We start from the raw sequence: 23890 nt of genomic DNA, 5'->3' as shown, positions 1-23890 counted from the left end.
GCTAGTCTATTGCCATCATCAATGTGTCGCAGAGGTGCTAAATGATTGACTGGTTTGCAGGTGCAGTGGAAAGCGCAAAGGCGATGAAGGAAATCGGCCAGTCGTTGCTCACGATTCGCGACGAAGGAATTATCCGCGAGCGCGTTTATGAGCTGAACAACAGCCTGATGGACCTTCAACAAAAGCTGCTGGAGGCACAGCTGAACCAGATGGAGTTGGTCAAGCGGATTCAAGCGCTTGAGTCCGAAAGGGAGCAAGCGAATCAGTCCAAAGACGTTATGGCTCAGTACACTCTTAAAAACTTCCAGACAGGGGTTTCTGCATACATTCTGAACGGCGAAGCCGATGCGGAATCTCCCCAGCTTTTCTGCACTAGCTGCCTGGAGACCGCAAGTGTAGCCGTCACCCTTCAGGGCGCCCGCGTAAAAACCTGCCCTAAATGCCGTAGCTCGATTAGTACGGCGCCCAGACCTCAAATCACGGTCCGGAATCGTACACAGCTCTGGTAGGCTCACGAGGCAACCCCCAAGATCTCTCGGCGAATTTCTTCCACTGTCTTGGCACTGAGGCCACCTTTCTTAGCGATCTTCTCGACCTGATTCGCCGCGTCCTCGACCTTGGCCCGTACCTCGGCTTTCCATTTCGCCTGCACGACAGACGCTCGACCCAGTTCGGCAACGACCTTGGCAACCTTGGGCAGATCAATCTTGCCGCCCGAGGTCATCAGCAACTTGAAGAGGCGTTCTTGCACCAGGCGCATCAACGCCTCGTTGACCGCGCCCTCATCATCCGGGGCAGCCTGAACCACCGCCTTGGCCTGCTCGCTGGACATTCGCAGTGCGGCAAGCTTGTCCTCGAACTCGCTCCCGTACCGATGCAGCGCGCTCTTGCCGATTGAGTAGCCACGCGACTCAAGCTCGGCAGACAGCAGCTCGTAGCCACTGAAGTTCGATTCGACCAGCGACTGATCAAGCCAGGCTTTCACCTCGGCAGGCAGGGCGGCGACCTTGCTACGCGGCGGCATTACCAGTACTTCTCAGGTCGAGCGATACCTGCGTGGCACTCCACGGTGTATTCGGCGACGTCGACGCCGAGCGCGGTGAGGCCCGCAACCCACTGGCCGGACGGGGACTTAACGACCGTGACCAGGGAGCGGTCGGCCAGGTAGTCCAGCTCACGGCGCAGCTCCAACGCAGTGGCGTCGGGATAGATGCCCTGAACCGTCGAGAGCACTACTGCCTCATGCGGGTCGACAGGGCGGCTTGTGTCGAGAGTGCGCAAGATGTACCAGCGCAGCGCCTCGCGGCGCACTTTTGCGGGATCGATATTCATTGGCGGGCTCCCCGGAGCTGCACGTTTTCAAGCTTGAGAGCCAACGAATCAAGCTTGGCCTCAATGATGGTTTGATTGCGCACGAAGTCCTCGCGGCGCACGTAGTGCAGGGGCATCTCCCCGCGCAGCTTTTCCAAGCCAAGCTCCACTTGGCGCAGCCGGTCGGAGTCCTTTGCAAGCTCCTCAAAGCGGCCATCCATGAGCGCAAAGCGCTGGTCGAGGCGGCGCTCGATAGCGGCGACCAGCAGCTTGAGCAGGGCCATGAGCGCGCCGACCAGGCCGACGCCGATGCTGATCAACTGCCAGACCGGCAGTTCTACAGTGCTCATCGGCCACCCATCCGCGTTACGTGCTCCTTGCACGGCACGCAAAGCGCTACACCTGGCAGCGCCAGTCGACGGCCTTCGGGAATCGCTTCGCCGCAGTGTTCGCAGTGGGTTGCCGACACCCCTTGAAAGCTGCCCCCGAGCGCGAGCTGCGCGGCTAGCGCCTGCTCGCGAAAGGCCTCTTCCGCTTCGGTTGCCATGTCAGTTACTTCCATTTTTGGTATTCCATTCGATCAGTTTCTTGAGCTGGGCACGGCACGCGGCATAGCCCTCGCTGTTGCGTACGTGGTTAGCCAGCAGGTCAGCGCGGGTCACGCCCGCGATTAGGTCGTCAGCGGCTCCGGGTCCTGCACCGGCCGCATCAGCTCGGCCGGTGGCTGAGCCGGTGGAAGGCACTGCAACTGGGGCTGCGGTGCTGAAGAGGGCGCCGTTCCACACGCGGACAAAGCCAGCAGTGAAGACAGCAGGAGGTAGCGGCTCAGGCTGCGCATCGAGCGCGCGGCGATAGAGTGTTGTGACACGTTGAATATCTCCGTTGAGTTTGTCTGTGACGGCACGCAGTTCGTCCCGTTTTGCGACGAGGTCAGCAGCCAACTGGGTGCCTCGGGCCTGCTCGGCGATCAGTTCGTCTGCGGCCTTCTTCAGCTCGGCAGCGCTGGACTCAGCATTGCTGCGCAGCTCTGTCGCGTGATCGCTGGCCTGCTTGCTCAGTGCCGCATCGCCCTGAGCTTTCGCCAAGGCGAAACCCTGCTCATAGCCGTCGTGGTGTGTCAGGGCCAGGCCTCCAACAGCAGCAGCGACAACCAGCAACCAGATGAGCAAAGGTTTGATGCTGCTCATAGGCACACCCCTTGGCCCCAGCCGGCCGCGATGTATTGGGCTTCGAAGGTCTTGAGGATCAGGCGTGGATAGCCTCGGTTTTCACGAAAGGCTGCGAGCGAGCGGCCCGCGTTGAACCGCTCGATTGATCCGAACCAGACCAGCGGATCGGCGCCCTTTGCCGATGCAAGTTTTCGGTCACGGATCAGCCAGCCAAGGCCGCCGTTGTAGGAGGACAGCACCATGGCGAATTGCTCGCAGGCGTTGCGGCCCTTGATGCGGTCAGCAAGCCAGCGGTCATAGCTGACCAGGGCCATGAGCGACCAGGTGGGGTTGTATGGCTCGACGTTGCCCAAGGTGTCGGGGAACAGCTCCGCGAGCCACACGGCGGTCGAGGGCATCACCTGGCCCAAGCCTTGCGCACCGACAGGGGATTTTGCATTGAACCGCCAACGCGACTCCTGATGCACCTGCGCTGCGAAGGCTGCAACAGGGGCATCGAGCCCCCATTCGGCCTGGGCAATGCGGACCAGCTCGCGGCGGTACTGCTGTGCCTCGGCCGGCACGTCGGCATAGGCCGAGGGCACGTTGTTGAGGATCGCTGCCAGAGGCAGGGCCACAAGCAGGATCAGACCAGAAAGACGGGCTCGTATCATGGTCAGAGCCCCAGAGTCAGGCCGATGATACAGGCCAGTACGATCAGGGCTCGGCGGACGCCTGCCCATGGCTGATGCGACAGCCGAACCTTGTCCGGGCGTGCATACGGGAACAGGGCTCGGTCGATCCAGTAGCCGAGGACGCCACCGCCAGTGACGAGCACTGCCTTGTAGAGAACGACGGCAATCTTGGTTGGTGCGATGAGGTACAGCGCGATCAGCAGGGCGACGGTGATCAACGCCCAGTTGGTCAGTCGTGGTGCCCTCGGGCGATGACCGCGCAGGCGAGTGCGGAAGCTGCTCATGAATGAGCCTCCTTGTTTGGGTTGGGTTTGAGTGAGGCGCGGATATCTGCGATAGCGCTTGCGGCTACGACTGGACTGCCACGGCCGATGTGACGCGGTGAGGAAGGGGCTGCCACTGCCCTGTAACGCCAACCACCTTGGCTGGCTTCCTGGGCAACTTGCCGGCGATGTGCAGCAACCCGCGAGATGACATAGGTTCGCCATTCGCGCGGGCATTCATCGATCATCTTTTGGCGCACTTTCTCGCAGCGCTCGTCAATGACGCGCTGTGCGCATTCCGCTGAAAGAGGTTCGTGCTCAAACATGTTCGAATCTGCCGGTTTGAATGGACCTGGCTAGATTCGCCCGCATTGCGCGGGTGCTGTATTTCCTGACGCTTTAAGCAAAAAGCCCAGCAGTGCTGGGCTTATTGTGGTGGCGGCTAGTGCAACCGCTTTGGCGTATCGTCGTACCCGAATAGGTCGGGTTCTTGCTGCCGGTGCAACACGCGCTGGCGGGAGATAATCTCATAAATAGCCTGGCTGGACAGATTAAACTCACGGGCCAGCTTGTCAGGCCGAATGTTCTTCTCGCGCCAGGCCTGGAAGATCTCCGCGTCTCGCAATGCCCGGCGTAGTACTTCGCCGCGAGGGATGTAAACAACAGATCCCCCCATCGTTTCGCATATCGCGTACACAACAGCACGCGCGATATTTGGCGCCTCATCAAGCTTGTCCGGCAGCACCTGCCGCAACTTGTTCTCGGCAATACCGGCCATCTCCGTTAGTGTCCCTTCCCACCGTGCCAGCACCACCGCATCGCTCATGTGGGCCAGCACTTTGTCGGGGTCTAACTTGTCCACCTCCCCACTCTCAAACAACTCTCCATTGCTCATTGTCGTCTCCCGTTTCGTTGTGCGTCCTTGGCTAGAGCGGTGACGACTCCCCGCAGTTGCACGGAGTCAAGCCACTCCAGCCGTTCTACCTGATACATCCGTTTTGCCATGCCGTCGCCGTACTCCCACGGCCGGCCGGCTTCCGCTAACTGGGCCTCGATCTTGCCGACCAGCTTGGCCCGATCCGCCGTAGGCTTTGGCTTGGCCCGGCCTTTCTTCTGCTGCCAGCCAAGCCGCTCAAACTCGGCCAGCACGGCCGCGATCTGCGTTGGGCTCAAGTCCTTTGCCGACGACTTGCCCGTCACCCGGCTCAGCAAGGCGCGGTATGTCTCGTCATCGAGCGACAGTTCTTTCTTCGCGATGTGGATCTTGCTGAGCTGCTGATTGCGCCGGTTCATCATGACGCCACCTGCGCCAACGCCAGCGGCGCCGCAGTGGTCATGCCATGGCTCAGGCGCACATCAGCCGCGGCTAACACGCCGTGGAGTGCATCGCCGATAGCCCGCACTCCGGCCTTGTGGCGGTTCGTGACGTTCCGATCCCGTGGTTTCTGCTGCACCAGGTCGGGATAGTGATGAGCCAAGTATTGCTCGACAGCCGGGGACAGCGTGCCGCCCGCGAACGCCGCGACCTGCTCATTCACCGCGTGTACCCACGCCTCACAGAACACATCGGCGCGCCGCACTTTGGTCGCCAACTTGCAGTTCTTGAGCCGAGTCAGCGAGAAGTCGCGGCGCGCCTGGCGCACCTGGCGCAGCAGCACGGTCATTGTGTACCCGGCCACCTCGGCCATCTCACCGATGAAGTTCCAGCGGCCAATCCCGGCAGCGAAGATCATCTTGCAGGCGTAGGCTTTCCCCACTGTATGGGCCAGTTGCGCCTCCCACTTCGCCGGGGTCCGCTTCGAACCGGCGACTGCGGTGCATTCGGCCACATCCGCCATGTTCACATCGGCCTGGCCGATGCCGTATTGCTGCATCAGTGCCTGAGCCTGGCGCATCGCGGCCGCAGCCTCATGAGCATTGGCACTGGTCGCCAGCCGCAGGCATTTCTTGATCTTGTCCAGGGCCTTGTTACGGTCCATGTGATTTCCTATCGCGTGTTGCCGTTTGCTTAGTGGATGGTGGTAGTTGGCACCGCTTCACGAAAGCGCGAAGGGCTCCAGTCACACGACTCATCGGCGGGGATGTGACCAAACATCAGCGTGCAGCGGCGGCAGTGCACGCAGTCGCCGCAGGTCTTGCCCTCGGGCAAATTCATCTGATCCTCATCGTTTACTGCGCGCCGTAGCGGCTCTCTCTGCTCGATCATCGTCGTCTCCATCTGTTTGGCTGCTCGTCAGTACCCGGCCACCACGGCGGGCAGACCACCCCGGCCAGGCCGGGGCGGTTTCGCTTAGTGGATGGTGGGTTTGGTCTGCAACAGCTCTCGGGTCGCTGCGCAGACCTCGCAGTCACAGCCATGCACGGGCGAGCAGATAGGGAGAGCAATGCGCCCCAGCAGCTTTGCGCCATTGACCATGGCGTCGACCACCCGGCCGGCCGCGCTGCTGTGCAGATCGCTCTGGTTGTCGATGCTGATTGAAACTGAGCCTTCGGTGTCATCTACGGTGATTTGGAACTTAGCCATGTGAACTACTCTTTAAATTCGGGAATTGGTTGCAATAGAGATCAATGCAGGGTCGATGGGGCCCGGTCGGCAAGGAAGACACTCGCAATGTCCAGCGGGATCGGCACGTACTGCTCCGAGCCGCCGAGGCGCTGGTACACGCGGATGTAGCTCTTTGAGCCCACGACCTGAACGGCGTCTCCGATAGCCTCCATGGCGCGCTGCCAGCGTGGATCGGTGATATCCATACGGCGCAGGGCCAGGACTCGACCGGTGCTGATTTCGCCTTGCTTGTCGGCCCGGAACGCCTCGTTGACGATGGCGCGCACTTCGGTGCGAGCGTCCTGCGTCCACTCGGTCAGGCACTCATCGATCAGCGCACGCGCGGCTTGCAGGCGCTCGTCAAAGCGGATGCTGTCCTGAGCGGCTTGCACAACCTTGAAACGCCCGTCGAACGACATCAGCGTTGTGTTGCCTTTTTTGCCGCCCAGCTTGACGCCGTACATCTCGGCAGACATATCGACGAAAGCCTTGATGTCGCCGAAAGCATCAACCTTGAACGCAGCCAGCGTGTTGGATACTGCCTGCGCCTTCTTCACCAACTCGTTTACCAGCTCGTCGCGAGCCAGGTCGATTGGCTTAACCAACTCCAGTGGGACGAGGTGGCCTTTGGCATCCTTCATGAACCCTTCAGGAACGTTGCTCATTTGTCTTGTTGCTCCATAAATTGAGAATCCCGTTTGTTCAGTTCCGCAGCAGTGGCTTGCTGCGAGCGCTGCCGGGAATATTCGAACTGTTTGTTTGTCTTCAATGCGGTCTGAGTGCCGGCCCGTCCCTTGAGCGTCGCGACAATGTTGTCCAGCGCCGCATTGCCGCTCTTTAACTGCTCAGTGCTTCGCTCTGGCTTCGGCAACGCCACCGGCAACTTGCGAGGCTTCAAATCACGCAGGAACCGGGCGGGTGACGGCCAGGTTTCGCAGCCCGCAAACAGTGATTCGAAGGTCGCCTTGATACGCTCGGCGTCCTGCTCTTCATCCCATTGACGATTTTTCGTGAGCGCGATCAGCCAAACATCAAGCGTCAGAGCCACCGCGTCAGCGGCGGGAGCACCGTCCAGGCGCAGAGTGACTAGCCCCTGAAGCCCCGTGCCGATTGCGCGCACGAACCACTTCTCAGCCATTCATTCGCTCCTCAAGGGCGGCCAGGGCTGTAGCTGTCGCGCTCTGCGGACGCTGAGCAAGGCGGGGCTGCTGACGCTCCGGTGCCAAAACCGGCGCTACGGCGCTGGCCTGTGGCTGGTACTGGCTCATGACTTGATACAACCAGCCATGGCCCTTTAGCGGCGTTGCGAGGCGACCGGCTTCACGTGCGGCCAGCGTCTGGTCAATCGCCCAGGCCCAGCACTCATGGGGAGCCTCGAATACCTGGCCGTTGCGCTCGATACGCTGGGACTGCAAATCAGGCAGCAACTCACTCAGCAGCTTTGCCACGCGATCCATGGTCAACTCGCGGGTTTCCGGCCGGAACAGGCCCAGGTAGCGCACCAGGGCATGACCGAGGGAGCCGGACAACTTGAACGCAACTCCCAGCGCCTCACGGGCGCCGTCGTGTGCTATCAGCGCGTCGAGCGAAAGCGTCACGCCGCAGTTGGGGCAACGAGTGCGCATCAGTGCACCTCCAGCTTTCGAACGGTCAGCGAGCCGCCACAGGCCGACGCCATAGGCGCCGGATGATTGCGGAACCAGTCGATTTGAGCGGCCGACCACTCGCCACCGTCATCAGTCGAGGGCCGCATTTCGTCGTAGGTTTCAACCGCATCCCGGAACCAACTCGCGACTTTCTCCGACGTGAAAAAGCGGATTGGCGTGCCGTCCTTCGCCTCGACCACCCAAAGTTCCGCCACCGGGCACTGACCAGAAATGACACATTTTTCTGAGCCCATTGAACCGAATGAAACTTCCGCTGTCGCATCGAAGCCAGACTTTATACTGAGAACTAGAGGCATCGAAAAAAGATGATCCAACTGATCAGCCGCATAACCTGCTGAGCGGTAGGACACCGCAAACCCGACACACTGACCGGCGAACACCAACTGAATCATGCCGGGGCCTTTCAGGTGGATCTGAGTAGTTGGCTTAGTGCACTGTTGCATTGCTCTTACCTCCACAGTTCGGATTAAACGGGCACTGCTGGCAGGTTCGCCAATGTTGCATTGCCTGTGGGTTGTGAGTCGGTGCCTGGCGTTGGTAGAACCCCTGGCATTGCTCGACCGTCAGGGTGTCGCCAGTGGCGACACACTCAATGCGGCCAAGAACGTCCATCACGCGCTTTTCAACACGGGCAGTGCTTGGGCTTGGGTATTTGTTTTCCAGCACAAGGCTCACTGCCGACCGGCTCATACTGATGCGAGCCCCGGCGGCTGTTCGACTTGTGGCCGTTACTTCTTTGGCTAGGAGCCGCACGAAGAGCGGCGGCTCATCACCCCAGTTCGATAAGTTCACGGCCCGTTTCATTGCAGGCCTCCAGACTCCCCAGTGGACGCCAGCTCCAACTGAGTACGCTGCACCAGGTCAGAAGAAGGTTTGACCGTTTCCTTGCCTCCCTCAGTCAGCGCCAACCATTCGCCTAGCAGGTCACGCGTTCTCAGCAGCGCAACGCCTGGTTCAACCAGGCTACGATCACCTGCTATTGATCCTGTGGTTTTGGCATAAACCAATTTGCTTACGTTCGGGTCATAAACTTGAAGAGAGTCCAACCGCCGAATCTCCGGTGGGCGCGGGCCCGTGTACTTCTCAACAAGGAGGCGAAAGAGATCGCCGTTCTTGTCTCCCTTGCGTTTGACCAAATATCCTGCTTCGGCAAGGGCATTCAGGTACTGGCGCACTACAATCATGGTCATGGTTACACCACCCGCAGTTGCCGCCTCAGTCACGGTTGCAACTGAAAGTTCCCCCTTGAGAATACGGAGAGTGCGCCAAATGTTCTCAGTAATGAGGTGGGAATATGTGCGCTGCCCTTTGTTATCCAGCCTGGGATGATCTACCCCCTCATCCTTTAGTAGCTCATAGACACATGCGCCCCTCAGCCCTGAACGAGGCTCAATCTGCTGAATAATTCCAGCCATAACCAAGAGCTTGAGATATTTGCGGATTTCAGTCGGCAGTTGCCCGCTACGCCGAGCAATGTCATTTGATGAAAACCCAGGTGCGAGGATTCGTATAGACTCCCAAATGCGCTGACGAGGTTCTTTAGTGCCCTTGGCGACCAATTGAGGTTTACCGGCCATTAGTGAGCCCTCCGAACTGGTGCCTCTCCAGTAAACCAAGAGCGCTTGCCCCAAGCTGCCAGATCCACAGTGTCGATCATCATTGCCTCAGCCTCGCCCCGTACCTTGTACAGATTCGCTGCTACTCGACGCAGACAACCCTTTGTTGCAATCCTTAAATCCTCTAATAGATCCTCGGCAAACGTCATATCGGGATACGTTTCAATGGCTAACTGGCAAATGTCCTCGATAGTTGCAGGCTGAGCTGGAACCCACTCGATTACTCGATTGTGCAAACGCTCCATCTTCTGCAACGACCCAGGAACACGCTCCTCACCAATCAATACGAGAGTTCCATCGCTGGCGTTGTGAATATCCGTAAGAACGTTTGCAGCGGCCTTGTCCAGCAGATACTGCACGTCATCCACAATAAGCGGACGCCGGGATGTTGAAAGCTGAACCGCGATCTGATCGACCATGTCCGACAGAGTGCGACCGGGCAGAATACTCATATCCCGTAAGACGGCCCCCAAGAAAGCTTTCTTGGTCCAGACCTCTCGGCACTCCACGTAGTAGCAGCGGTGCTGATTTGCTGCAAAGGCGGCGGCGGCACTCTTGCCGTAACCAGTTTTGCCATACAAAACAACTATTCCTGGCAAATCCGTTGGGCGAGCTTGTGCACGCCCCATTGCCCCAGAAAGCAGACCGACATTTGTCAAAGGAACGATTTTGGTTACACTCACTGTGCTTCTCCTGTTTGTCTGGCGTGTTGGCGCACGCCGACTTCTTCCTAAACGGGCTTTGCTTAGCCCGCCTGTTGTTGAAATACCCGTTTCATCGCGACGAAGTCTGGATGGCTTGGATAGCGTTCATGCCACCTGGCTTCGTCTGCGGTGATTTCTTCTCCAGCGTTCTTCCGTTGATCCAACCGAACCCAAAGTCGATACCGCGCCACGTCGTCGCTCGGAACCACAAAGCTCGGCTTTTGTTGCTCAAGTGTTTTTGCGTACTCTCGGGCTTCCTCCAGGGCCTCCACCGAAAGGTTTGCGGACGGAGCTGTCGTAGGTGCGATCATTTCAACCCGATGACCTGTCAGCGTCTCCACCTTGCCCACCGCACGCTTGAATTGGCCCTGCTGTCTTTTTTCACGGGCTTTCTCAAGCATCGTTTGAGGCATGTAATCGGTGCTGTTTCCATCAAGTTGGGCGGCGCCAATCAGCTCGCCTTCAAGCGTGTATGCCCAGACCTGGCTAGCATCTCTAACGTCGTAGGCAACGCGTATTTCTTGTCCATGCAAGTGCGTTAGATCTGCCATGAAGTAGTTATTACCAGCCCAAGAAATTTCCCCTCGGCGGGTAGTTCTAATCACTTGCGGCCGCATCAAGGACTCAACCAATTCCGGGGTGGCGACTATTGGCTCCCAGCCTTGATTAATCGCGGCCTGCCAGGCCTCGTCGGGGCTCGGATGCCGCTGAATTCCCGTATAAGGGTCACGAATCTTTTGTAAGCCCCGATGCGGTGTTCTGTTGTAGGTGGCTATCTCGTCCTCAACCCCAGCCATGAACTCTCCGAAGGTCGGCATCAGACGCGTAGTGCCAGTTTCCTTGAGTTGCTTGCGGCTCAGTCGGTGCACTCGGGTACCCGCGTGCTTATCCATGTCTACGCCGATATAGCTCGTCAGCTTCTTGGCTGCCCGAACCCACATCGTCTGGTGGCCACGCTCCGACAGCCCCCGCGCCTGGCTGTTGTATGGGATAGAGTGCTGCATTGTGCCGCCCAGACGGTCGACCACCTCTCGAACCATGTCATTGTCGAAGCCCGAGCCGTTGTCGACATAAAAGATGCCGAACATGCATTTACGCACTGCGTCACGCAGGGCATCGAGTACCCCGATTGCAGACTCAGCTTCGCCAACAGAAATGCCGACCACACGGCGCGTCGCGACGTCCAGGACGGTAGTGATCTCCGGCCTATACGGTTTTCCCGTAATCGGATTAATGATTTCCGCATCGAACTTGTGACCGTCTGCCGTGTACACATCGCCAGGAAACAAGTTCTTCGTATCCCGGCGCCGGAAGGGCTGGAGCATCTTCAGCTCTTGAGGGCTCATCCGGCCGGCTTGCAGGGCCTCAGGGGATAGTTTTTTCAAGAAACGTTGTACAGCGTGGATGCTGGGCACGGCGCCTTTATACCCACGCGCAAACTCGGTGTAGCTCGCAGCAACGCTGGGTTTAGTTGGCCGCTGGTAGCAACGCAGAAAATCCTTGGCCCAATCAGGAATAGTCAGGTCCTGCCGTTGGCGTAGCGGGGCAAGCCCAATCTCTCCGTTGGTGCGATATGCAGCGATCCAGCGTTTGAGGCTACGCTCCGATAGAGTCCTGCCACCCGACTTCTTGTGATTTGCCAGTTCAAGACGATCTTTCAGATACGGGCTCAATGCGCCGTCATGCGCCTGTCTGACCAGTATCTCAATCGCCCGTCTCTGGGTGCCCACGACACTCATCCGTTCAACTTCACGAATGAAGCAGAGTCGAGCCAGCATGACTTTCCTTTGCGAGTCATTCAGCCGTGACACCGATTTAGGTGCTACCGGCTTTGTTTTAGCCGCTAAAACCTCTTTCGACGGAGCAGTCGCAGGCGCTTCTAGTGGCACCGCCTCGGAAACTGACTGAGCCATCAATGCAGCCTGGGTTTCGGCTGGCAAGCAGGCAAAGGGGTACTCAACTGCCTTGCTTCCCGCGCGTTTCTGCCCTTCCCATCCAAGGCGCAAGGCAAGCTTTCGTATACCAGGCACGGAGCCTGGGAGCCCTGGGAGTCCTGCAAGCTCTTGCGACGAATACCAGTTACGCATCGGAGTCTTTCCGCTGGGTTTTACTGTGACCAACCGGACCTTTTTCGGTATGCTTTCGATATACCGAATTGGACTCAGCTCGGTTCGGACGCTGGCGAATTGGCATGCCATCTTCTTTCCAGCGCTCTGGCCAGATCTGAACCGGCTCAAGGCCTAGGGCCTTGGCTATTGCCCGCTCCACGCTCGGATATGGTCGTTTCTTTGCGTTGCGGATCGCCCGGTCGTTGAGACCGTGGTCTCGTGCCAGCTCGGCAAGATTTGTTCCGCGTAAACGGAGCTGGAACTTTATCCACTCCCAGCGAGCCTCGATATCAAGCGGTATGTCGAAGGGTTTCATTGCACAACCATCATTTAAGGGTGGTTTTTTTCGGCCTTCTAACGGCCGGTTCAGGACAATATATCCCGTATGCGGGATGCAGTAAACCGAATTCGGGAGTTTTTATTTCCGTATTCGGGTCTTCACATCGGTAGCACTGGGAAAAAACTCGTGGAATCAGTGACTTACACAGAAAAGAAACATCCGCCGCTGGGCGAAAACGCAGTTTCTTTTCCGAATACGGGAATAGAAACCCGTATTGCGGCAGTGGCTGACCTTTTCGAATCCCGAAAACAGGCTGCCGCAGCAGCGAACGTCGGTTTGTCCTCGCTCCATCGCTGGATTGCGGGGGAAGGTGTGCCAGCGTTTAACTCGTTGGCCCTTCTTGCGTCGGCAGTCGGGGTGTCCTTGGACTGGATTGCGTCGGGACGAGGGGAGATGCGGCCTAGCGAGGGCCTGCCGGCGCAGGCGGACAATGACGACGTGTACGCCTATGTCCCTTTATATGACGCCTACATCAGCCAAGGTCACGGCGCATGGAGTGAGGGCGCCCGAATCCTGACAATGTTGGCGTTTACTAAGTACAGCTTGCGCAAGAAAGGCCTGGTGCCTTCGGAGCTTGCAGCAGTGCGCGTGGATGGCGATTCGAACGAACCATTCATGAAGGACGGCGACACTGTAATGGTTGACCTTTCCCGCAACGTCATCCAGGGAGAGGGGTTTTATGTGATACGGCTCGACGATCTGCTTTACGCCAAGCGGCTACAGCGTCAGTTGGACGGCGGTGTCATGGTGATCAGTGCCAATACCGCCTACCCTCCGATCAGTGTTTCGGCAGATCGCCTGGAGCGCCTACAGGTTGTCGGCAGGGTTGTCTGGTCAGGCGGCTGGATGATCTAACCCAGTGCCAAAAGGCCCGCTAAAAGCGGGCCTTTTCATTCTTGCCAGGTTGTTTTGCTTTCGCACCTCAATTGGCACTTATTTGACCTGCCTAAGAGGTTCAAACCCCCGTCCTTCCTGCCTCACCCAGTTTCTTCCCTGTTCTTCCCACCAGTTTCCTTTAGTGCCATATCTCTCACCGCCTCACAAGAGATCGGGCCCGACAGACGCCAGCCCTCCTGATTGTAAGCATTTTCACAAAAAGACTTGGTTTATGGATGTAACACTAATTAGAATCAGTCTCATTAACACCCTTACGCTCAGGTTCTCTCCCATGATTGAAGCCACGACGCCAACGGAGCACACCCTGCATACCCTGTACCGCGATCACGGCAGCTGGCTGGAAGGCTGGCTGCGGCGGCGCATGGGCAACGCCTGGGATGCCGCCGACCTGAGCCAGGACACCTTCCTGCGGGTGTTGTCCAGCGCGCAGCCGCTGGTCGAGCTGCGTGAGCCGCGGGCGTTCCTGTTGACGATCGGCAAGCGCCTGCTGAGCAATTTCTACACCCGACGCAGCCTGGAACAGGCCTATCTGGAAGCCCTGGCCCAGTTGCCCGAGGCGTGCGTGCCGTCGCCGGAGCAGCGCTGGGTATGGCTCGAAACCCTGCAGGCCCTGGACGAACTGCTCGATGGCATGCCGGCCGTGGTACGCCGCGCCTTTCTTTGGAGCCAGCTCGAAGGGTTGGGCTATCGCCAGATCGCCGAGCGCCTGCAGGTCTCGGAGCGGACCGTCAAGCGCTACATGGCCCAGGCCTACGAACACTGCCTGCTGGTGGAACTCTGATGTATTCCAATGCTACGCCCGAGGCCCGTGCCGTGGCCCGCGCCGCGGGGCAATGGCTGGCGCTGATGGAATCGGGTGCGGCCAACGAGGATGACCGCCGCAAGCTGCAGCACTGGCGCGAAAGCAGCAGTGCCCACGAGTCCGCCTGGCAGAAGGCGCAGTTGTTGCGCCAGCGTTTTTCCGGGTTGCCCACGGCGCTGGCCATGGCCACCCTGGATCGTCCGGATCCGGGGCGACGTGCCGTGCTCAAGCGTGCCCTCGGCGTGGCGGCGCTGGTACCGGCCGCCTGGCTGATCGGTCGGCAACTGCCGCTGGAGGTCTGGCGGGCCGACCTGCAGACCTCCACCGGCGAGCGCAAGCGCATACCGCTGGCCGACGGCAGCACCCTGCAACTGAACACCGCCAGCGCGGTGAACGTCGACATGAAGGCCCGGCGGCTGACCCTGGTGCGTGGCGAAATGGCCCTCAAGGTGCCGGGCGGCGACGCCCTGACCATCCAGGCGCCGTACGGGCGTATCGTCGTCAGCCGCAGCGAGGTCTGCGTGCGCCTCAATGCCGAGGATTGCCGGGTGTCGGTGGTCAGCGGTTCGGTGCAGTTGCAGCCGTTGCAAGGCCCGGCGCTGTCGTTGGGCGAGGGCCGGGAAATCAGCCTGCGTGCCTCCGGCGCGGGCGCGGTGGGCGCCTTCGACGGGCAACTGCCGGGCTGGCGCGACGGCGTGCTGATGGCGCAGAACCAGCCGCTGGGCGACTTCCTGCGTGAACTGGGGCGTTATCGCAGCGGCCTGCTGCGCTGGGAGCCGGCCCTGGAAACGCTGCGCCTGACCGGCAGTTTCCGCCTCGACAACACCGATCGCATCCTCGAGCTGTTGACCGCCAGCCTGCCGGTGGATGTGCACATGCGCACCCGCTATTGGGTCACCCTGGTACCTCGTAAAAAAGTCGCGGAAAAAAATATTGCCTGAAGGCTGTCCCTTTTTTTCACCTCGCCGGTCATTCCAGGTAAGTGAACAAAATATGAGAGCTTTCTCCCATGTCCGCAGTGCCTCCCTTGCGTTTGCGTCCCCTGTTGCGTTTCGGCCTCGTGCTGAGTCTGAGTTCCACACCGTTGCTGGTTGCGCCCGCCTGGGCGGAGAACGGTGTCCGTCGTAGCTATGAAGTCCCGGCTGGCAGTCTCGGCGCGGCCCTGACCCGTTTCGCCGGGCTGGCGGGGGTCAACCTGTCGGTCGACCCGGCGCTGGTCAGCGGGCACAACAGCAACGGCCTGTCCGGCGAGTACGAGGTGGAGGAAGGCTTCGCCCGCCTGCTGCAGGGTTCGGGGCTGCAACTGGTGCCGGTGGGCAACCAGGCCTACACCCTGGTGCCGGCCCCGCAGGGCAGCGGCAGCGTACAGTTGCCGACCACCTCGATCCTCGGTGCCGATGGCGCGGCCGGTGGCCAGGCCTATGCCGGTGGCCAGGTCGCGCGCCGTGGTTCGCAGGGGATGCTCGGCTCACGGGACTTCATGGAAACACCGTTCAGCATGACCACCTACACCAGCGAGGCGGTCAAGAACCAGCAGGCCCGTACCCTCGGCGACCTGATCGCCAGCGACCCCTCGGTTCGCGCCACCAACCCGGCCGGCGGGCGCTACGAGCAGTTCACCATCCGCGGTTTCAGCCTGTTCAACAGCGACGTGTCCTATAACGGCCTGTATGGCGTGCTGCCGACCTACACCATCGACATGGAAATGGCCGATCGGGTGGATATCCTCAAGGGGCCGACCCAGTTGATCAACGGTATCTCGCCGCGTGGCAGCGTCGGCGGTGGCATCAACGTGGTGCCCAAGCGGGCCACCGACAAGCCGATCACCGAGTTCACCGGCAGCTACGCTTCCGACAGCCAGACTGGCGGTGCCGTGGATATCGGTCGGCGGTTCGGTGACGAGAACCAGTTCGGTGTCCGTTTCAACGGGGTGAAGCAGTCCGGCGACACCACCTGGGATCACCAGAGCGTCGATCGCGAGATGGCGGTGCTGGGCCTGGATTTTCGCGGCGAGCGCCTGCGCCTGTCGACCGATATCGGCCATACCGAACGTGACACCGACGCGCCGCAGGAGCGGGTACAGATTGGCGCCAACGCCAAGGTGCCCAACCCCAACGACGTGCACAGGAACTATGCGCAGGCCTGGAGCTGGGCGCACACCAAGGACACCTTCGGCACGCTGAACGGCGAGTACGACCTCAGCGATTCGGTGATGGTCTACGGCGGTGTCGGCCTGCGCAAGAGCAACCACGACTTTCTGCGCCACGCCGTGTCGATCACCAACAATGCCGGAGATTTTACGGTCTCGCCGCGGGATTTCACCCGGGACGAGAATGTCCGCACCGCCACGGCGGGCGTGCGCAGCTGGTTCCACACCGGCTCCGTCAGCCATGAGCTGAACCTGGCGGCCAGTGACTTCTACATGGACTTCACCAACGGCGGGGCGCGTTACGCGACGGGCCGAAGCAACCTCTACAACCCGGTGCAGACACCGGACCCCCTGACGCCCACCCGCTACGACGACAAGGTTTATACCGAGAACCGCTTCACTGGCGTGGCACTGTCCGATACCCTGGGCTTCTTCGATGACCGCCTGCTGCTGACCCTCGGCGCCCGCTGGCAGCGGGTCAAGGTCGACGACTGGACCAACGGCGTCAAGGGCGATACCTCCTACGACGAGGAGAAGGTCTCGCCATCGGGTGGCATCCTGTTCAAGGCCACCGACGAGCTGTCGCTGTACGCCAACTACATGGAGGGCTTGAGCCAGGGCAAGATCGCCCCGTCGACCTCGATCAACGAGGACGAGATCTTCCCGCCGTTCATCAGCCGCCAGCTCGAGATCGGTGCCAAGTATGACTTCGGCCCTGTCGCCCTGACCGCCGCGGCCTTCCAGATCCGTCAGCCGGCCTACGAGACCAATGCCGTTTCGCGGGTCTTCGGCCCGAACGGCAAGCGCCAGAACCGCGGTGTGGAACTGAGCGTGTTCGGCGAACCGCTCAAGGGCTTTCGCCTGCTCGGTGGTGTGATGTACATCGACAGCAAGCTGAACAACACCACCAACGGCGCCTTCGACGGCAACCGCGCGCCGGCCACCCCCGAGTACAACGTCAACCTGGGCGCCGAGTGGGACATCCCCGGTGTCGAGGGGCTGACCCTGACCGGCCGTGGTATCTATACCAGTTCGCAGTACCTGGATCAGGCCAACAGCAAGGAAATCGACAGTTGGGAGCGTTTCGACGTCGGTGCCCGCTACGCCTTCAAGATCGACGACAAGTCCATCACCTTGCGCGCCAGCGTCGAGAACGTGATGGACAAGCGCTACTGGAGTTCGGCCGGTGCCTCGGATGACAGCGAGCCCGGCCTGACCCTGTCGACCCCCAGGACCTATCTGCTCTCGGCCACCGTCGGCTTCTGACTCGGGGCGGGTGCGCCAGGGATCGGCGCCTGCGCAGGATCATTGCGCGTTCCGCGGTTCGGCAACAGCAGCGAATCATTTGACGATATGCAAGTTGGATAATGCCTTGAACATATAACGGCACCTGTTGTTTTTATATTGAAGATGCATAACGCACGCCGCGCATCTTTGCATATTACAAGTTTATAAGACTTGGGTATCCGGCTGTCTGATGTTTTTTGCGAAGTTTCCGCAAGTTTCATGAATTTTTAAATATTCAGGAACTAACAGTTGCACTTGTCAGTCATTGGTAATAATTTTCATTCAGGAATTATGGAGGGTGAGCAGATGTTGAATGATGGCCTATTGCATTCTAATCCTGTGCGGCAAACCAATGCCGATTATCTGGCTCGTCAAGGCAAGTTCGAATCCAATGTGCGCAGTTATCCGCGCAAGTTGCCGCTGGCGATTGCCAAGGCCCATGGCGTCTGGGTGACGGATGTCGAAGGCCATACTTACCTCGACTGCCTGGCCGGTGCCGGCACCCTGGCGCTGGGGCACAACCATGCGGCGATCATGGGTGCCCTGGACAGTTTCCTGTCTTCGGGCCTGCCGATGCACACCCTCGACCTGACCACGCCGGTCAAGGATGCCTTCAGCGAAACCCTGCTCGGCCTGCTGCCGGGGCAGGGACGGGACTACTGCCTGCAGTTCTGCGGGCCGTCCGGGGCGGATGCGGTGGAGGCGGCACTCAAGCTGGCCAAGACCTTCACCGGGCGCAATACGGTGATCAGCTTCAGCGGCGCCTATCACGGCATGACCCATGGCGCCCTGGCGCTGACCGGCAACACCGCGCCGAAAAATGCCATCGCCACGCTGATGCCGGGGGTGCAGTTCCTGCCGTATCCCCATGAATACCGCTGCCCGCTGGGTATCGGTGGCGAGGCCGCGGTCGAGGCGCTGGGCTATTACTTCAGCCAGTTCATCGAGGACGTCGAAAGCGGCGTGTCCCTGCCGGCCGCGGTGATCGTCGAGGCGGTGCAGGGCGAGGGCGGGGTCAACAGCGCGCCGGCCAGCTGGTTGCGCCGGATCCGCGAGGTCACCCGCCAGCACGGCATCCTGCTGATCCTCGATGAAGTGCAGGCCGGCTTCGCCCGTACCGGCCGGATGTTCGCCTTCGAGCACGCCGGGATCGAGCCGGACATCATCGTCATGTCCAAGGCGGTCGGCGGTGGCCTGCCCCTGGCGGTGCTGGGGCTCAGGCGCGAATTCGATGCCTGGTCGCCGGGCAACCACGCCGGTACCTTCCGTGGTAACCAGATGGCCATGGCCACGGGTCTGGCGACCTTGCGCGTACTGCAGAAGCAGGACCTCGCGGCCCAGGCCGAAACCCGCGGCCGCTGGCTCAAGGAGCAACTGCAGTTGCTGCAGGCACGCCACCCGGCCATCGGCCAGGTCCGCGGGCCGGGCCTGATGCTGGGTATCGAGATCGTCGACGAGCGCCAGCCGGCCGACCGTCTCGGCAGCTTCCCCGGTGATCCGCAACTGGCGGTGGCGATCCAGCAGCACTGCTTCCGGCAGGGGCTGCTGCTCGAACGCGGCGGACGCCACGGCAACGTGATTCGCCTGTTGCCGCCATTGATCATCGATGACGAACAATGCGGACTGGTCATCCAGCGGTTTGAAAAGGCCCTGGCGGCCGCCCTGTTGCAGGTACGCGGCTGAAGTTGTTCGCGACACTGTTTGCCCAATATTGATGAATGCTGAAAACCCACCGCGATGATTGATGCGGTGCACTTGGCTGTTGCCTGGCTCCGGTCATCAAGGGGCAACTTCAGGTAGTTGCAGAGTTTGTCGAATATCCACTTCGAGTTATCTGCTTATTATGGAAAGAAACTGGCTGTTTTCTGGCAATGAATGCCACGTGTCGTCATTGCGATATCACGTCCCCGGTGAGGCTGCGGCCAATGTGGAGCGACCATGAATAATCCCGATCGTGCTGTTATTTCGAAAATGGTGAGTGAGTTGGCGAGCACTCGCGCGTTGCTCAATTGCCTGATCAAGGAATTCGCGCTACCCGAGAACTGCCTGCGTTATGAATGGCCGCAGCAGATGGAGGGCATCGCTCCCGGCTGTTACCTGGAGGGGCTGGCCTGGAAGGGCATTCCGCTGACCATCAGCCTGCCGAACCAGCAACAGTTCTTCGTGCTGGTGGATCGCCGCGACCGCCTGGGCAGCCATCGCTACCTGTCCGACGTCTATGCGCGCAAGGGGCCGGGTGTCTGGCATTGCCTGGCGTTCCCCGAATTCGTCGAACAGCTGCTGGCGGCCTGCGAGCACATGACCAACGCCAGCAACGACGAACTGCTCGATCAGGTCCTGCAGAGCCAGCACCTGACCGCGGCCATCGTCGCGCACAATCTCGACGAGCAACGGCCGGACCCCCTGCGCGACTACCTCGCCAGCGAGCAGGGGCTGTGGTTCGGTCATCCCAACCATCCCGCCCCCAAGGCGCGCCTGTGGCCGGCCCATCTGGCCCAGGAAACCTATGCCCCGGAGTTCCAGGCACGCACGGCGCTGCACCTGTTCGAGGTACCGCTGCAGGGCCTGCGGATCACTGCCAACGGCTTGAGCGAGGAACAGGTGCTGGCCGGTTTCGCCGACCAGCGCCGGGCCCGGCCAGGCCACGCCATGCTGTGCATGCACCCGGTACAGGGGCAACTGTTCATGCAGGACCGTCGGGTCCGGCGCCTGCTGGAACAGGGCCAGATCTTCGACCATGGCACCACCGGTCCATTGGCCAGCCCGACCGCCTCGATGCGCACCTGGTACATCGAAGGGCATGACTATTTCATCAAGGGTTCGCTGAATGTGCGCATCACCAACTGCGTGCGCAAGAACGCCTGGTACGAACTGGAAAGCACGCTGATCATCGACCAGTTGTTCCAGCGCCTGCAGCAGAGCACGCCGCAGACCCTGGCTGGCCTGTCGACCGTGGCCGAGCCCGGCTCGGTGAGCTGGGCACCGCAGCAGGCCGACGAAGCCGATGCCCACTGGTTCCGCGAACAGACCGGGGCGATCCTGCGGGAGAACTTCTGTCGCCGGGCCGGTGCCGATCGCAGTGTCATGGCCGGCACGCTGTTCGCCCGCGATATTCATTCGCGGCCGCTGGTGCACGGCTTTCTGCAGGGTTTTCATGACCAGCCGCTGGAAGACAGCCAGTTGCTGGACTGGTTCGAGCGCTACCAGGCCCTGCTGCTGAGGCCGGTGATGGCGCTGTTCTTCAACCACGGTGTGGTGATGGAGCCGCACCTGCAGAACACCGTGCTGATCCACGACGCCGGCCAGCCCCGGCAACTGCTGCTGCGCGACTTCGAGGGCGTCAAGCTGACCGAGGAGCTGGGTGCGGGCCATATCGAGGTCGGCCTGCATCCGCGGGTCCGGCAGTCATTGCTGTATTCCCGTGCCCAGGGCTGGAGCCGGATCAGCTATTGCCTGCTGATCAACAACCTGTCCGAGGCGGTGCTCGCCCTGAGCTGGGAGCGGGCACACCTGGCCCCGCTGATGTGGCGGCAGGTGGAACGGCAACTGCGCAGCATTCGCGAAGAACTGGTCGGCCCGGCGCCGGAGCTCGACGCGCTGATCGCCGGCCAACCGATCGCCTGCAAGACCAACCTCAAGGTGCGGCTGGCGGCCGCGGCTGACCGTCAGGCGGGTTACGTCAACCTGCATTCACCCTGGAGCGAGGAGGTTCGCTATGGCTGAGTTGCCTGAAACCGTTCTGGGCGCGATTCGGGACGCCCGGGCCATGAGCAGCGATCCGCTGGCGGTGTTCATCCACGACCTCGATGCGCTTGTCGGGCATGTGCACCAGGTGATGGCGGCGCTGCCGGCCGGCGTCGAGCTGTACTACGCGATCAAGGCCAACAGCGAGGCGCCGATGCTCGAAGCCCTGGCGCCGCTGGTGAGCGGTTTCGAGATTTCCTCGGGGGGCGAGATCGAGCGGGTGATGGCCTGTCCGACCCGCAAGCCCTACGTGTTTTCCGGCCCGGGCAAGCTCGACTCCGATCTGCGTGCGGCACTGGAGCATCAGGTCGAGGCCATCCATGTGGAAAGCCTCAACGAGATCGAGCGCCTGCAACGGCTGGCCAACCAGGTCGGACGGGTGCAGCCGGTGTTCATCCGGGTCAACCCGCAACTGCCACCGACCCTGTCGAGCAAGCTGGCGATGGCCGGCACTGCCACGCCGTTCGGCATCGACGAGGCGGACCTGGCCCTGGCGGTGCAACGGGTCGACAGTGCCAGTCACCTGAGCCTCAAGGGCTTCCATGTGCACGCCATGTCCCATCAGTTGTCGGTGGAGCGCCATGAGCAACTGCTGGATTTCTACCTGCAACGCTGGGAGCAGTGGCGGGCGCTGGCGGCCTATCCCGAGCAACTGACGCATTTCAACGTCGGCGGTGGTATCGGTGTCGACTACCTGGGCGGTCCACAGTTCGACTGGCAGCGCCTGTGCCGCTACCTGGAGCGCCGGCTCGCCGGGCAGGCCGATGCCCCGGTGCTGCGCTTCGAGCCCGGGCGCTTCATCAGTGCCTTCTGTGGCTACTACGTGATCGAGGTGCTGGACCGCAAGAGCAGCCACGGCGTGAACTTCCTGGTCTGCCGTGGCGGGACCCACCAGTTCCGCCTGCCGGCGGCGCAGAGCCATGATCATCCGGTGTTGCACTTGCCGCGCACGGCAGTGTCGGCCCATGCGCCGCAACGGCTGTACACGGTGGTTGGCCAGCTGTGCACGCCCAAGGATGTGCTCAGCCGCGCCCGGCCGCTCAAGGGGGTCGAAGTCGGTGACCTGCTGGTACTGCCGCTGGCCGGGGCCTACGGCTACAACATCTCCCATGCCGACTTCCTCTGTCATCCCAGGCCGCCGCAACTCTTCGTGCGCCAGGGCGAACTGCTGCGGGGCAACGGCCAGTGGGCGTGAGGTTCGCCGTGCCGCGGCGCTGGGTGGTGTTCAACGTCCTGTTGGGGACGCTGACGGTCAGCCTGAGCAACAGTTCGCTGAACCCGGCGTTGCCGATGTTCATGAACGTGTTCGGGATCGGCCCGTTGCTGGCGACCTGGATCGTCGCCGGGTTCATGACCAGCATGGGCATGACCATGCCGCTGACCAGCTTCCTCAGCCAGCGTCTGGGGCGCAAGCGCCTGTACCTGTGGGGCGTGGCACTGTTCGTCGGCGCCTCGCTGCTCGGCGCCGTGGCCAATTCGATCAGCCTGGTGATCACCGCCCGGGTGGTGCAGGGCATTGCCAGCGGGCTGATGATTCCGCTGTCGCTGGCGATCATCTTCTCGGTCTACGCCAAGCCCGAACGGGGGCGGGTCACCGGCCTGTGGAGTGCGGCGGTGATGCTCGCCCCGGCACTCGGGCCGCTGTGCGGCAGCCTGCTGCTGGAGTGGTTCAGCTGGCGCTCGCTGTTTTTGATGAACGTGCCGATCGGCCTGCTGGCGCTGGTGCTGGGGATGGTGGTGCTGCCGGATTCGGAGCCCGCCGAGCGGCAGCCGTTCGACCTGGCCGGCTACCTGCTGATCGCGGCTGGTATCGGTCTGCTGATGGTGTCCATCAGCGGCCTGCGCCACGCCAGCACGCTGCTCGATCCCCTCGACCTGGGCATGCTGCTGGCCGGTCTGCTGTGCCTGGTGGCGTTTGTCCGGGTGGAGTTGAGCCGCCAGGCGCCGCTGCTGAACCTGCGGATCTTCGCCCTGCGCGGTTATCGCCTGAGCGTGGTGATTGCCGTGGTGCAGTCGGTCGGCATGTTCGAATGCCTGGTGCTGTTGCCGTTGCTGGTGCAGGTGGTGCTGGGCTACAGCGCCATCTGGACCGGCCTGGCGCTGCTGTGCACGGCGGCGTTCGCCAGCCTGTTCGGGCAGATGGGCGGACGCATCCTCGACCGCCACGGACCGCGCACGGTGGTGGCCTGCGGTCTGCTGCTCACTGGCCTGTCGACCCTGGCTCTGGGCCTGCTCAAGGCCGACGCGGCGATCGCCGTGGTGTTCGCCCTGATGATGGTCCGCGGCGCCGGCCTGGGCCTGTCCTACATGCCGGTGACCACCGCCGGGCTCAATGCCTTGCCCGAGCCGATGGTGACCCAGGGGGCGGCGATGAACAACATCTCCCGGCGCCTGGTGGCGTCCCTGGCCATCGTCATCGCCTCGCTCTGGCTGGAGTGGCGCATGGGGCCGGCAGGGCAGGCGGCCAGCCCGGCGGCCATCAGCGAGGTGTTTATCGCCACCGGCATCCTGATCCTGCTGGCGCTGCCATGCGCCTGGCGTTTTCCGCAGCACGACGAAACGGCCGAGGCCCGGCCCGCCGCCGTCGAGCAGCGATGACTCTTCTTTTGACACT

The 23890-nt window shown here is 61.3% G+C and carries 30 protein-coding genes and 1 other RNA gene; 9 read left to right on the top strand and 22 right to left on the bottom strand.

Annotated features, from left to right (window positions below):
- Positions 1-41 precede the first annotated feature (41 nt).
- Positions 42-509, top strand: a complete 468-nt coding sequence (locus PF66_RS11065; protein WP_054062707.1) for a hypothetical protein — start codon at positions 42-44, stop codon at positions 507-509.
- A gap of 2 nt (positions 510-511) precedes the next feature.
- Here PF66_RS11065 and PF66_RS11060 read toward each other — a convergent pair whose 3' ends face one another.
- From PF66_RS11060 to PF66_RS10965, 22 genes are all read right to left on the bottom strand, one after another.
- Positions 512-1024 carry a DUF3486 family protein gene (locus PF66_RS11060; protein ID WP_054062706.1) on the bottom strand — a complete coding sequence of 171 codons (513 nt, stop codon included), beginning with the start codon at positions 1022-1024 and terminating at the stop codon, positions 512-514.
- Entirely contained in the window at positions 1024-1332 is a 309-nt protein-coding gene (locus PF66_RS11055; RefSeq protein WP_054062705.1) for a hypothetical protein, read from the bottom strand. The genes PF66_RS11060 and PF66_RS11055 overlap by 1 nt, the downstream gene beginning before the upstream one ends.
- Positions 1329-1661 carry a hypothetical protein gene (locus PF66_RS11050; RefSeq protein WP_054062704.1) on the bottom strand — a complete coding sequence of 111 codons (333 nt, stop codon included), beginning with the start codon at positions 1659-1661 and terminating at the stop codon, positions 1329-1331. Before PF66_RS11050 ends, PF66_RS11055 begins: the two co-directional genes overlap by 4 nt.
- Positions 1658-1858, bottom strand: a complete 201-nt coding sequence (locus PF66_RS11045; protein ID WP_054062703.1) for a TraR/DksA C4-type zinc finger protein — start codon at positions 1856-1858, stop codon at positions 1658-1660. Before PF66_RS11045 ends, PF66_RS11050 begins: the two co-directional genes overlap by 4 nt.
- A 1-nt stretch (position 1859) precedes the next feature.
- On the bottom strand, positions 1860-2498 hold the full coding sequence (locus tag PF66_RS11040; protein WP_054062702.1) for a hypothetical protein: 639 nt from the start codon (positions 2496-2498) through the stop codon (positions 1860-1862).
- The gene (locus tag PF66_RS11035) at positions 2495-3133 is read right to left on the bottom strand and encodes a transglycosylase SLT domain-containing protein (protein ID WP_054062701.1); all 639 of its coding nucleotides are present in this window, start codon (positions 3131-3133) and stop codon (positions 2495-2497) included. Before PF66_RS11035 ends, PF66_RS11040 begins: the two co-directional genes overlap by 4 nt.
- 2 nt (positions 3134-3135) lie before the next feature.
- Positions 3136-3438 (bottom strand): putative holin, encoded by a 303-nt coding sequence (locus PF66_RS11030; protein WP_054062700.1) that lies wholly within the window; start codon positions 3436-3438, stop codon positions 3136-3138.
- A 421-nt stretch (positions 3439-3859) separates the two neighbouring features.
- Entirely contained in the window at positions 3860-4312 is a 453-nt protein-coding gene (locus PF66_RS11025; protein ID WP_054062699.1) for a Mor transcription activator family protein, read from the bottom strand.
- Entirely contained in the window at positions 4309-4710 is a 402-nt protein-coding gene (locus tag PF66_RS11020; RefSeq protein ID WP_054062787.1) for a gp16 family protein, read from the bottom strand. The genes PF66_RS11025 and PF66_RS11020 overlap by 4 nt, the downstream gene beginning before the upstream one ends.
- Positions 4710-5396 (bottom strand): DUF7168 domain-containing protein, encoded by a 687-nt coding sequence (locus PF66_RS11015; protein WP_054062698.1) that lies wholly within the window; start codon positions 5394-5396, stop codon positions 4710-4712. The genes PF66_RS11020 and PF66_RS11015 overlap by 1 nt, the downstream gene beginning before the upstream one ends.
- Before the next feature lie 29 nt (positions 5397-5425).
- Positions 5426-5623, bottom strand: coding sequence for a hypothetical protein (locus PF66_RS11010; RefSeq protein WP_054062697.1), 198 nt, complete (start codon positions 5621-5623; stop codon positions 5426-5428).
- Between the two features lie 14 nt (positions 5624-5637).
- Positions 5638-5709, bottom strand: an RNA gene (locus PF66_RS31935) — hammerhead ribozyme type II.
- Complete coding sequence (locus PF66_RS11005; RefSeq protein ID WP_054062696.1) at positions 5708-5941, bottom strand: hypothetical protein; 234 nt, start codon at positions 5939-5941, stop codon at positions 5708-5710. The genes PF66_RS31935 and PF66_RS11005 overlap by 2 nt, the downstream gene beginning before the upstream one ends.
- 41 nt (positions 5942-5982) lie before the next feature.
- Positions 5983-6627 carry a DUF3164 family protein gene (locus PF66_RS11000; RefSeq protein ID WP_054062695.1) on the bottom strand — a complete coding sequence of 215 codons (645 nt, stop codon included), beginning with the start codon at positions 6625-6627 and terminating at the stop codon, positions 5983-5985.
- Complete coding sequence (locus PF66_RS10995; protein ID WP_054062694.1) at positions 6624-7100, bottom strand: hypothetical protein; 477 nt, start codon at positions 7098-7100, stop codon at positions 6624-6626. Before PF66_RS10995 ends, PF66_RS11000 begins: the two co-directional genes overlap by 4 nt.
- Complete coding sequence (locus tag PF66_RS10990; protein WP_054062693.1) at positions 7093-7587, bottom strand: hypothetical protein; 495 nt, start codon at positions 7585-7587, stop codon at positions 7093-7095. The genes PF66_RS10995 and PF66_RS10990 overlap by 8 nt, the downstream gene beginning before the upstream one ends.
- Entirely contained in the window at positions 7587-8021 is a 435-nt protein-coding gene (locus PF66_RS10985) for a hypothetical protein (RefSeq protein WP_152973001.1), read from the bottom strand. Before PF66_RS10985 ends, PF66_RS10990 begins: the two co-directional genes overlap by 1 nt.
- Before the next feature lie 34 nt (positions 8022-8055).
- A complete protein-coding gene (locus PF66_RS31930; protein WP_081009831.1) occupies positions 8056-8433 on the bottom strand; it encodes a hypothetical protein in 378 nt (125 codons plus the stop codon).
- Complete coding sequence (locus PF66_RS10980) at positions 8430-9206, bottom strand: hypothetical protein (RefSeq protein WP_054062691.1); 777 nt, start codon at positions 9204-9206, stop codon at positions 8430-8432. Before PF66_RS10980 ends, PF66_RS31930 begins: the two co-directional genes overlap by 4 nt.
- Positions 9206-9928, bottom strand: coding sequence for an AAA family ATPase (locus PF66_RS10975; RefSeq protein WP_054062690.1), 723 nt, complete (start codon positions 9926-9928; stop codon positions 9206-9208). The genes PF66_RS10980 and PF66_RS10975 overlap by 1 nt, the downstream gene beginning before the upstream one ends.
- Positions 9929-9990: 62 nt before the next feature.
- Entirely contained in the window at positions 9991-12036 is a 2046-nt protein-coding gene (locus PF66_RS10970) for a Mu transposase C-terminal domain-containing protein (protein ID WP_054062689.1), read from the bottom strand.
- A complete protein-coding gene (locus PF66_RS10965) occupies positions 12029-12373 on the bottom strand; it encodes a helix-turn-helix domain-containing protein (protein ID WP_054062688.1) in 345 nt (114 codons plus the stop codon). Before PF66_RS10965 ends, PF66_RS10970 begins: the two co-directional genes overlap by 8 nt.
- A 69-nt stretch (positions 12374-12442) precedes the next feature.
- Between PF66_RS10965 and PF66_RS10960 the strand changes: the two genes are divergently transcribed.
- The 8 genes from PF66_RS10960 (at position 12443) to PF66_RS10925 (ending at position 23874) form a co-directional block, all read left to right on the top strand.
- Positions 12443-13252: a LexA family transcriptional regulator gene (locus PF66_RS10960; RefSeq protein WP_081009830.1), complete on the top strand. Its 810-nt coding sequence runs from the start codon at positions 12443-12445 to the stop codon at positions 13250-13252.
- Between the two features lie 313 nt (positions 13253-13565).
- Entirely contained in the window at positions 13566-14075 is a 510-nt protein-coding gene (locus tag PF66_RS10955; protein ID WP_054057388.1) for a sigma-70 family RNA polymerase sigma factor, read from the top strand.
- On the top strand, positions 14075-15037 hold the full coding sequence (locus tag PF66_RS10950; protein WP_054062687.1) for a FecR domain-containing protein: 963 nt from the start codon (positions 14075-14077) through the stop codon (positions 15035-15037). Before PF66_RS10955 ends, PF66_RS10950 begins: the two co-directional genes overlap by 1 nt.
- A gap of 68 nt (positions 15038-15105) precedes the next feature.
- Entirely contained in the window at positions 15106-17511 is a 2406-nt protein-coding gene (locus tag PF66_RS10945) for a TonB-dependent receptor (RefSeq protein WP_054062686.1), read from the top strand.
- 327 nt (positions 17512-17838) lie between these two features.
- Positions 17839-19215: a diaminobutyrate--2-oxoglutarate transaminase gene (locus PF66_RS10940; protein WP_054062785.1), complete on the top strand. Its 1377-nt coding sequence runs from the start codon at positions 17839-17841 to the stop codon at positions 19213-19215.
- 255 nt (positions 19216-19470) lie between these two features.
- Positions 19471-21255 (top strand): IucA/IucC family protein, encoded by a 1785-nt coding sequence (locus PF66_RS10935; protein WP_054062685.1) that lies wholly within the window; start codon positions 19471-19473, stop codon positions 21253-21255.
- Positions 21248-22471, top strand: coding sequence for a type III PLP-dependent enzyme (locus tag PF66_RS10930; RefSeq protein WP_054062684.1), 1224 nt, complete (start codon positions 21248-21250; stop codon positions 22469-22471). Before PF66_RS10935 ends, PF66_RS10930 begins: the two co-directional genes overlap by 8 nt.
- The gene (locus PF66_RS10925) at positions 22468-23874 is read left to right on the top strand and encodes a DHA2 family efflux MFS transporter permease subunit (RefSeq protein WP_152973000.1); all 1407 of its coding nucleotides are present in this window, start codon (positions 22468-22470) and stop codon (positions 23872-23874) included. The genes PF66_RS10930 and PF66_RS10925 overlap by 4 nt, the downstream gene beginning before the upstream one ends.
- Positions 23875-23890 lie beyond the last annotated feature (16 nt).

This window comes from Pseudomonas asplenii (assembly GCF_001293465.1).
Classification (GTDB): domain Bacteria; phylum Pseudomonadota; class Gammaproteobacteria; order Pseudomonadales; family Pseudomonadaceae; genus Aquipseudomonas; species Aquipseudomonas fuscovaginae_B.
The sequence above is the reverse complement of the archived record's forward strand: the minus strand, read 5'-3'. Positions and strand labels throughout refer to the sequence as shown.